This window comes from Arthrobacter sp. NPDC093128, assembly GCF_040683875.1.
Taxonomy (GTDB): domain Bacteria; phylum Actinomycetota; class Actinomycetes; order Actinomycetales; family Micrococcaceae; genus Arthrobacter.
Window position 1 is genome coordinate 1 of record NZ_JBFBEY010000051.1, and the last position, 10178, is coordinate 10178.

Sequence of the window (10178 nt, forward strand, 5' to 3'; positions counted from 1 at the left end):
TCGCCGCGTTGTCCGAGCTGAGCTTCCTCTCCATGGCCGTCGAGCCGCTCCAATTCCTGCTCCCGATCGGTCGGTTCGGCGGGCTCCTCTGGCTTATCGCGGTCGGCTTCCTCCTGCCGCAGAACCGGGCCGCCGCGAACCGAGAAGAACGATGACCAGCTCCGGGCACCTCGACGGGAAGGTCGCGCTGGTCACGGGCGCGAGCCACGGGATCGGCGCGGCGATCGCGGCGGCTCGCCTATGTTGTTTTCTCAGCCGCTGCTGTTGCCGCGGCTCTCATATCTGCACCTATCCCCGGTTACGGACTGCTGCTACTTACCCCGGCCCTCGTCGCCGGGGTGCCTGCCCGGCTAATGCTCAGCAGGGATATTCCCCGAGCGTAGTCGTCGAGTATCAGCGGCAAAGCTTCGCAGGAGACGAGCCGCTACCGTACGGCCGTCCACAGTCGCTCGACGAGGACCCTCGAGGAATTGGCGCCATTCCGGTTCAGCGGCGCGCACTCGTCCGTCTCACAACCCTTCGGATGTGAGACGGTCCGGTGAGACAACAGTGCGGCTTGGAACTCCGCGGCTCCGAGTGTCTTGCCACCATGTATCGCAGCCTCCTGTTAGTTTTACTGACATGAGTATTGGTTGCAAGACACTTGTGGGGCGTACATGGGAAAACTGATCGGCTACGTCCGGGTCTCGACCAGGGCACAGGACTTCGACCGGCAGGTTCGGGACCTGCTCGCAGCGGGTGTGCGACGTGATGACCTCTACACCGACCACGGGGTCAGCGGCGCCCGGGCATCGAGGCCGGCATTCAATAGGGCGCTGGAAGCACTGCACGAGGGGGACACGCTGGTGATCACCACGTTGGACCGGCTGGGAAGGTCCACGGTGAACATGCTCGGCCTTGCCGAGGAGCTGCGGGCCAGGGGCATCAACCTTCGGGTGTTGAACCTGGGCGGCGGGAATGTGGACACCGGCACCCCGATGGGATCCATGGTCTTCACTGTCATGGCGGCCCTGGCCCAGATGGAACTCGAGATTAAGCGCGAACGCATCAACGACTCTGTCTCCAAACGCCGGGCCGCGGGGAAGGATCTGGGCGGACGGCGGCAGCAGTTCAGCGATAGCCAGATCAGCAACGCCCGCCGCCTCATCGACGCCGGGGAGGCAGCCACCCACGTCGCCCGTGACCTGGGTATGTCGCGGGCGACCCTGTACCGGCGGATCGGAGAGCTGGATGCCCGGCAATGGATCACCTCTCAGACGCCCTGAGGCAGACCTGCAGCAGGGACCCCCCATCGGCCGGTTCACCCTCCGGCACTCTCAGGCCCCAGCCGATGCCGAGCCTCGGCGGCTTCCGCTTTTGAAGCCAACTGTTGCCCCTGCAAACGATCGCCCATAGGCTCATCAATGTGAGTGGCGGGGACGGTATTCCGAGAAGCGGAACCGCCCGGCGACCCGTGAAGGAAAAATCAAGCATGGCAACAGGTACTGTCAAGTGGTTTAACTCCGAAAAGGGCTTTGGTTTCATTGCCCCTGACGACGGAAGCGCTGACGTGTTCGCACACTATTCGGCAATCGCATCCAGCGGTTACAAGTCCCTGGACGAGAACCAGAAGGTTCAGTTCGACATCACCCAGGGCCCCAAGGGCCCCCAGGCTGAGAACATTCAGCCGCTCTAGCAGTCCCCGAGAGACTGGTCAGCCGTTGCGGCCGGCCAGTCTCTTGCTGTTGTCCGGGGGCAAGAGTAAACACGTGGCCCGATGACGTAAATCCGGGTGCCGCGAATGCACGTGTCGACCATCTGGCGACGCCCCGCAACGGTGGCACGCTTGGAGTCTGCGGGCTAAGCGCAGGAAAACTTGACCTTTTGTTCGCCAGGCTTCTAGTCCAGTTTTCGCAGGAATCCTTGCATCGATTTGGAAACAGGCGGTTCGAGTTCCAGCTCTCCGAACTCCTCCACAATTCGTTGCCATAGCCGTATCGCTGCGTCCCGCGTCGGGACTACCTCGTTACGACGGCTGTTCGGGTGGATCCACATCCATAACAAGGTCGGACGAGCGCCGGATGTATCAACCTCCGCGGCTCCGCACACGAGGGAGTAGGGGCGCAGGAGCCCGGTTTCCGTGACCAGCCACACCTGCCCGCTGTGCCCGAAGACAGGCGGGTTCGAATCAAAGCCGCTTTCCCGTGCAAACTGCCGAAAGATGCCTGTTACAGCTTCCCATTCAGGTGCTCCCGCCTGAAAGACTCGTTCCGCTCTATATTGGACCGGAAACATATGAATCGTGACATACGGGCTATCTAGGTCAGCTTCCTTCTGGTTTGGAGTGCGTTGGAAGTCTTGTGTCACCGCCGAAGCGTCGCGGCGCCTGAACAGCACACCCCCTAGGGGACGCACTAGCCTCCACGCACGAAAGAGAGACATCATCTTGTCTGTCCAACGCGGTGCGCTGGTCATTCGAGAATGTCCAACGCCGGCAAAGCTGCCACTACTTTGTTCGTTTCCAGGGAGACCGTGACGATACGCTTGACGAGGTCCACGATGTAGCGGGGATTGCCGATTTCACGGCAGTAATCGTTCGGGTCGTTGACGATCTGTGAGTCCTTGTGCGTGGTCACCTGATACCGATCGATGATCCACTCGAGGGCAGACTTGCCGTTGACTTGGTAGTCGTAGGCCTCATCCGGTATTCCGGCCAGTGTGATCCGCTGGTTGTAGATGATCCTTGAGCGGTCCTTCCGGGCGCCGAAACACAGCTTGTTCACTCGGTAGAAGTCGTATTCGTCGCCACCCGTCACTCCCGTGGTGATCTCCTCCAGGGCGTAGGGTGTCTTTGTCTCGTAGTCCAGATGCAGGTCCGCGAGCCCGCGGCCCGCCTGGCTGAAGCCCCAAAAGTCCTTGACCTTGGGTATCCGTGGCAACATCTTCATCAGGTCTGCCTTGTATTGCTCCTTGTACGCGGGGCTGTGAAGCAGACCGTAGACATAGTAGAAGATGTCTTCCTTACCGATCTGAACATCCTCGTAGAAACCGCGGTACGTGGTCAGGGTCGCGTCGGTGATGTTGTCTTTCCGGCGGTAACCATTGACTGCGGCGAAATCAGCTTCCGCAAACAGGTCGCCCTGGATGTCACTTGTTACCGCTTCGTAGGTGTACAGGGGAAAGGCACTCGTATCCCCATTGAAGTGGAGGTCTGGTACGACGCTGACCATGAGCGCTCCAGATTCGCGCCGTTTGTCAGCGTTGACGGTGATGGCGAGATTCTTATGGTCCGGAGTTGGGAAGATGCGTGGAAGCTGGCTTAGATTTTCAACGATACCTGGGCCAAAATAGCCACGTTGGACGTTGAATGGCCGGTATGCGACCAATGTATCGTTGGACTTCTCGACTTCGAGAGGGCTGTTACGCCTCAGCCTGTCCCTGAGCCCCCTCGACCAGCTAATCTTCGCAGGATTGGCCGTCACTGCAAGGTCTCCCGCGACGCGCGGGTCCATGCCCGAAGCGACAGCAGCGGTGAAGTCCAAGAGCGATTGCCTGTACGTCTCCGTCATCAGGCTAATGCTGGACCAGAGGCGGCGAGACGAGTAGTTGATCACCCATGAATCGCGACTCGTCACAAGGCCATTCGAAAAGGTTGCGAAGAGGGCTTTGGTGTCTGCCTTTCCTTTTGTCGTCTTATCGCCAATCGGTTGGAAACTATCGTAGTTTTCGTCGCGGTGGTTGATCCAGTCGCCTTGCTCGTTGGGAACGATGGATTCCCACTCGGTACCTTCGAGCGACTGCTCGATGTTGAGGATATCGAGCTTTTGCTCGCGGGTGAGGTAGTCGCCGATGTCCCGGTACTGGATGTCCGCCGGGCTTGTGCTTGCGGAGTTCTTTATAAGGATGCAGACGGCAACTTGAGTACGGGAGCCACTTCCGAAAATCTTCCCCCCCTCTTTACGTGAGGTTTCACCGGATGTTCGCTGGTTTCCCCGCAGGTTATAGACGAAGATCCGGCTGAACTCGGTGGCGAAGGTCTTGCGAACACCGTCGAAGATGTGACCGTCGATGAAGCTGCCGTTTGCAACGAAAGCTATGACTCCATCGCCGCCGATTCTGTCTGAAGCCCAACGAATTGCACGGCTGTATGAGTCGTACAGGGCGTTCATACGCGTTCCGGCGGACCGGGCCACGTAGGTCTCCGCGATCGACCTGTCGAGTAACAGGTACTTCTGATTCTGGTTGTTATCGTTCGCGCTGGTCTGGCCCGCCGAATATGGCGGGTTCATGACCACGACCCGGATCTCTTGGGATTTCTGCCGCTTCACTCGTTCGGAGTTTTCCGGGAAGAAACCCGACTCGAACTGACCGTCGCCCTCGTCGAGCTGGAAAGTGTCTGTCAGCGCAATCCCTTCGAACGGGACGTAGCCCTGATCCAGGTCAGCAGCCCTAGCCACATCAGCGAAGACGCTTTCGATGTTGATGGCGGCGATGTAGTAGCTGAGCAGGACGATCTCGTTGGCGAAGAGTTCTTGGGTGTATTTACGGTGTAGATCTTGGGGTTTGATCAGCCCGGACTGCAGAAGCCGGGTGACAAAAGTTCCGGTGCCGACGAAGGGCTCAAGGATGGAAACACCCTCATCGGAAAGGGACTTTCCAAATTCCAGTCGAAGGGCAGCATCGGCGGACCGAAGGATGTAGTCCACGACGGGGACTGGCGTAAATACGATACCGAGCCGGTCGGCCACTCGGGGGAAGGCATTGCGGAAGAAGTTGTCGTAGAGCTCCAGAATTATTTTCTGTTTGGCGGCAGCATTGTCGATGGACTTCACCCGGGCGCGGACGGAGTCATAGAACTTCTCCAGCCCGGCGCGCTCTTTTTCGAATGCGGAATTTTCGTCCAGCTGATTGAGGATGTTTTGCATTGCCAGGGACACAGGGTTGTGCTCGGTGAAGTTTGAGTCGGCGAACATGGCGTCGAACACAGGTTTGGTGACCAGATGCTGGGCGAGCATTTCGACAGCTTGCGCCTGGTCGATCTCCGGGTTCAGGTTCTCTTGCAAACCTTGGATGAAGTCATCAAAGGCCTGGCGGTGTTCCGGGTTAGCCCCAGTGAGGAGGTTGTTGATGAGTGCGATGTGTTTGTTCGCGATGGCCGCAATGTCCTTGGACCAGTCTTCCCAGTACATGCGGTTTCCGCACTTGTCCACGATTTTGGCGTAAACGGAGTCCTTCCACTCCCCCACCGGGAACTGCAGTTCAGGCTGAACGTATTGCGGATCTGTGTTGTCATCGCCACTTCCGCCGCCGGGGCGGTCTCCCCCGCCGGCATTCCCACCGACGTTGGTCCGGGCTTTCTTCCTAGGTGCAAGATCCACGGTCTCAACCAGGATGGATTCGGGCGCCTTGGCGTTGAGTTCGATCTGATTGATGGCAGCGTCCATGCGCTCATCGTGTGCGCGGAGGGCCTGCAGTACCTGCCACACCACCTTGTAGCGCGTGTTGTCACGCAGCGCCTCGGAGGTGGACATGCCTTCGGGGATGGCGATCGGAAGGATGATGTACCCGAATTGTTTGCCCTGGTTGATGCGCATGACCCGGCCCACGGCCTGGATGACGTCGACCATGGAGTTACGCGGGTTTAGGAAGAGGACTGCGTCCAGGGACGGGACGTCCACTCCCTCGGTGAGGCATCGGGCGTTGGTCAGGATTCTGCAGACAGGCTGATCTTGGGGGCTGTCTATGTCTTCCTTGAGCCAGTCCAACCGTTCCGCGCGGGTGATTGCGTTGAATCCTCCATCGACGTGTTTGACCTCGACCTTCAGGTCATCAGTGGGATCATCGTTGTCCAGATTGGTCAGGTGGACCCGGACTAATTCTTCAAATTCCGACTCCACGAGCTTGGAGGATTTGATGTCCCGGTTGAATGCGACGGCACGTTTCATTGGGGCCAGGTCGTTGCCAAATGACACTTCACGGTTCCCCGAGCGTCGTTTAGCCAACCCGTTCCAGCAGCCAATGAGCTTGGCAACATCATCGATCTGCAGTTCCATATTCGAATCCGCGAGTTGGTCTTGGAAGCTGGAGACCACTTGCGTCTCTTCCACTCCCAGAACCAAGACCTTGTAGTCGGTCAGAAGTGGTGGATTCGCCGCGAGTGCCTCGCCGAAGCCTATCCGGTAGAAAACGGGCCCGTACATGGTCTCGTCGTCCATCGAACACAGGATCGCGTCGCGTTCCAGTGCCTTGTTCTTGGTGTCGTCGTTGAACAGACGGGGTGTGGCAGTCATGTACAGGCGCTTGGCGCCGGCGACGACCTCGTTGCGGTGGACCTTTACGAAGTGGGAGTCCTCAGTGCCGGCCAAGGTCGCGCCGGTCGTGCGGTGCGCCTCGTCGCAGATAATCAGGTCAAAGTCCTGGAGCCCGGCTTTCTGTGCCTGGGACACTGCGTCGATGGACTGATAGGTGGAGAACACCACCGTCATTCCCTCGTCCAGCTCACGGGTTCCCATGGCCTCCAGCAAGGTGGCCCCGTCGGTGGTTGCCGGGATCTGTAGGTCATGGATAGCAACGTCAGTGAAATCGGAGTTCTTTTGCCGGCCGACCTTTGTGTCGGAACAGACAGCGTAGGCGTGCATGGTCTGTGTGGTTTCGTCGGACCATTCCTTCAGCGACTGGGACATCAGCGCTAGGGAGGGAACGAGGAAGAGGACGCGGACATGAGTTTCCTGCTCGGCGAAACGTTCGGCGATTTTTAGTGCGGTGAAGGTCTTACCTGTGCCGCAGGCCATGATGAGCTTGCCGCGGTGGTTGGTTGCGAAGCCCTCCATGGCAGCGTTGACCGCTTCGTGCTGGTGGGTGCGCAACTGCTTCTTATCATGCAGCTTGGGCGCCGTTGAGGGGTCGGTCAGCTCGTAGGTCGCCCAGTCGATATTGGAGTTGCGGAAATCCGTGAGTCCGACGCGCTGGATGGGCAGGTGCTGGTTGTCCAGCATCTCCTCCGCGTTCGGAGACCAGCCCCGACCGGTTGTGTCCACGATCAGCCGGTGCGTGAATGGAGGCTTCCCTGACGCCGAGATGAACGAATCAATATCAGACTTCTGGATCCGATGGCCCTCGGCATAGAACTTGCACTGGATGGCTGTGAAGCCGCCGTCCTGACGCTCGGCCACGAGATCGATGCCGTTGTCTTTCTTACCGTCCCGGTCCGGCCAGTCCCTCCACAACCAAACGTTGCGGTACTGCGGAGCCTGAACTCCGTCCTTCTCCAGGTACCGACCAACGAGCTGCTCGAAGTAGTTGCCCTTCATCCGCTCCGAGTCCGCGAGGTCACGGTACGAATCGAGCAGTACATCGAACGTCGTTGCCAAAGAGAAACCCCCGGAGAAGAGAAGCACATGTGGAATCCGGCGTAACCGGTGCCTCTGATCATATGATCTTCCATGCCGCCCGCGTGGTGCCCAGCCATCTCTGCTGTCAGACAGTGGTGCTTTCGATCCTCAGAATGGGTCATTCTTGACCTCCTTCTAGCTCGGCCCGTAAGGCTCGGGCGGAGCGGGCCGCGACACGAGCGAGTGGCACTGAGGCTGCGTTGCACGGCTGTGGTGACGGGACACCATATATTCCACTAATGACTGATTTGGGGGATGCAGTGAAACGAAACGATGGCGATGACAATCTCGTCTGGCATTACACAAGCGGCGCAGCACTGAAGGAAATAGTTACAAAGCATGAGTTGTGGGCGAGCAACACTGCGTTCATGAACGACTCGCGTGAACGCCGTCTCGCCGATGAATACTTGGTGAAAGCAAAGAATGACCTCGGCAAGGATTTTCCGAAGATGCTCGACTCGTATATCGACCACGTGGGCGATTGGTACGACAATCTCCGGTTCTCCAGCCCCCACGCGCCGGACGGGACACGCTATCTTCTCAGTGCGTCGAAAAGAGGCGATTCCCTCACAATGTGGCGAGGCTACGCTGGCACCGATGAGGTCTCTTATGCCATTGGTATCGATCCAACAGCGCCTCTAAGCATCCTGGCGCCGCCGACGGACAAGCAGATGAACCATAGAAGGAAAAGCGACATATCTCCGTGGTTTGACGTGAACTACAGACCGGAAGACGCGGAGAGACTGGCGAAGGAGGCTGTCGACAGGATCGTAGGTCTCTACAGAGCACCAGCAGCAACCAAAGAAGAACTTGAAGAGAACATCAGCAACGTATTCAATTCCATCGACGAAGTAACAGAGCCCCTTCGCAATACGACGAAGCACCAAGGATTTGTCCACGAAGAAGAGGTGAGGATCATCGTGGACGCGGACAGGTCCTTGACTCGTTATCACTCAGGTCGACTCGGCATGGTTCCCTACGTCGTCCTCACCGGTTCTGACGACTCTTCGAGCCCCATCGTGACTTCGGCGAACAAACTGCCAATCCGAAAAATCAGAATGTCGCCGGGGCCAGATCGATTCTTCGCAATACGAAGCTTGCTGGAGCTATTGCACGCGAACGGCTACAACTACGGACATGACCAGAGCGAGGGAGGCTATAGCTACGACGTTGAGGTTTTGGCGTCGGAGATTCCGTTCCGATAGAACCCACCCGCGAGCCTGCACCACTCTGCATACGTGTCCTAGTCCGTAAAGGCAGGCAGGGCCGGCATGGTGAACTGGTCCCCGAAAGTTGGACTCGTTAATGTGCGAGTTCCACTTTAGCGGGTCAGTGATCGGCCCTTCGCAGAAGGCCCCGTCCTAATTGGGACGGGGCCTTTCTGCGTGCAGCTCTTTCAGGTCCGTTCTTTTCCTGTACGCCACGAATGTCGTATGCAAGGATGACTGAACTAACCTCCGGGGGGATGGGGAATCAATGATGATCACCGGCAGACGCAAGGGCGCGGCATCTATCGCAGTAATTGTGGTGATCATCTGTCTCACAGGCTGCGCGGTCAGCGAGCAGCAGGCTGCTGCTCCGCAGCAATCTACAACCACCCCTGCCGCTTTGCAGCACAAGGAGTTCGATTCTGTCGGTGATGCCCGTCGAGCCGTTGCCGACGTGATCGGCTGCGATGATGAGCCCAGGACGGATCCCATCATCAATCCGGACATTGCAGGTTTCACGGCTGAATATGTCGTCTGCGCAGATCGTGTCCAGGTCGAGTGGTTCAAAACCGAAGAGGCCCGGAATGCTGAGCACGAGCTGTATGGGGATTCATCTCAGCCTCTGTCCATCGTGGAGGGCGAGAACTGGATGGTCGTGGACATGTCCGAAGCGCTTGGTGAGCCTCCCAGCGGTAAAGACCTGAAGCGACTTGCTCAGGAACTCGGTGGTGAATTCAGATTGCTGAACGGTGCCAAATCTTCCTAATTCGAGGATCCGCTTGCCCTCGTTCGCCAGCCCGTCAGCCCCGACAGCGTTCCGCTGTCAAAGAGTTGGGACGGAAGCGCGCCTAGCTTCGATACAGCCTTCGAAAGCTCTGTTGGTTTGCCGAGTCCTACGCGGCGAGGGCCTGGGCACGGTACTGAACTGGGCTTAGACCCTTGAGCTTGGTGGAGACTCTTTCGGTGTTGTACCAGCGGATGTAGTCGTGCAGCGCCTCTGTGAGGGCATCGGTGTTGAGGAATCGGACACGGTGGAAGAGCTCCTCCTTGAGGTGTCCGAAGAAGTTCTCCATGACGGCGTTGGTCAGCTCCAGATTGGGTGAGACACCAATAGCGTAGGAGATGACCTGCCGGTCAAAGAGGTCCATGACCGGTGAGAGGTACAGCTTCCGGTCAGCCACGCTGAACTCGGTCACATCGGTAACCCACTTCTGGTTTGGGGCGTCCGCGTCGAACTGGCGTTTCAGCAGGTTCGGGGCCACAACGCCTTGTTCGCCCTGGTAGGAGTTGTACCGCTTCCTGCTTCGGACCTTGCAGACCAGCCGAAGGGAGCGCATCAGCTTCAGTATGGTCTTCTTGGCGACTGTCCAGCCTTGCTTGAGCAGTTCGATATGGATCCGGCGGTGCCCGTACCGGCCGTGATTTTTCTCGAAGGTCTCTTTGACGGCGGCCTTCAGGGACGCCCGAGGATCTGGGCTTTGGAGGCGGGCCTGGTGGTAGAAGAAGGGACTGCCCCGGCTTTTGTTGACTCGGGGTCTTAGGCCGCTGTGAGCGCGGTCCGGTTGATTGTTTCATATTCGATTGGCGTGAGTTTTCCCAG

The 10178-nt window shown here is 58.4% G+C and carries 5 protein-coding genes and 1 pseudogene; 4 read left to right on the forward strand and 2 right to left on the reverse strand.

Features of this window, described 5'->3' with window-relative positions:
* Window positions 1-656: 656 nt before the first annotated feature.
* The gene (locus tag AB0N24_RS27020) at window positions 657-1265 is read left to right on the forward strand and encodes a recombinase family protein (protein WP_364131557.1); all 609 of its coding nucleotides are present in this window, start codon (window positions 657-659) and stop codon (window positions 1263-1265) included.
* Between the two features lie 206 nt (window positions 1266-1471).
* A complete protein-coding gene (locus tag AB0N24_RS27025; protein WP_069951488.1) occupies window positions 1472-1675 on the forward strand; it encodes a cold-shock protein in 204 nt (67 codons plus the stop codon).
* Window positions 1676-2450: 775 nt separating this feature from the next.
* Here AB0N24_RS27025 and AB0N24_RS27030 read toward each other — a convergent pair.
* Window positions 2451-7349 carry a type ISP restriction/modification enzyme gene (locus AB0N24_RS27030; protein WP_364131561.1) on the reverse strand — a complete coding sequence of 1633 codons (4899 nt, stop codon included), beginning with the start codon at window positions 7347-7349 and terminating at the stop codon, window positions 2451-2453.
* Window positions 7350-7609: 260 nt separating this feature from the next.
* On the opposite strand from AB0N24_RS27030, the gene AB0N24_RS27035 reads away from it, so the two are divergent.
* On the forward strand, window positions 7610-8575 hold the full coding sequence (locus AB0N24_RS27035) for a DUF2971 domain-containing protein (RefSeq protein WP_364131564.1): 966 nt from the start codon (window positions 7610-7612) through the stop codon (window positions 8573-8575).
* A gap of 271 nt (window positions 8576-8846) precedes the next feature.
* Window positions 8847-9344 (forward strand): hypothetical protein, encoded by a 498-nt coding sequence (locus AB0N24_RS27040; RefSeq protein WP_364131567.1) that lies wholly within the window; start codon window positions 8847-8849, stop codon window positions 9342-9344.
* A gap of 127 nt (window positions 9345-9471) precedes the next feature.
* On the opposite strand, the pseudogene AB0N24_RS27045 reads toward AB0N24_RS27040, so the two are convergent.
* Window positions 9472-10077 (reverse strand): annotated as a pseudogene (locus AB0N24_RS27045) (IS3 family transposase); the annotation flags it as partial.
* Window positions 10078-10178 lie beyond the last annotated feature (101 nt).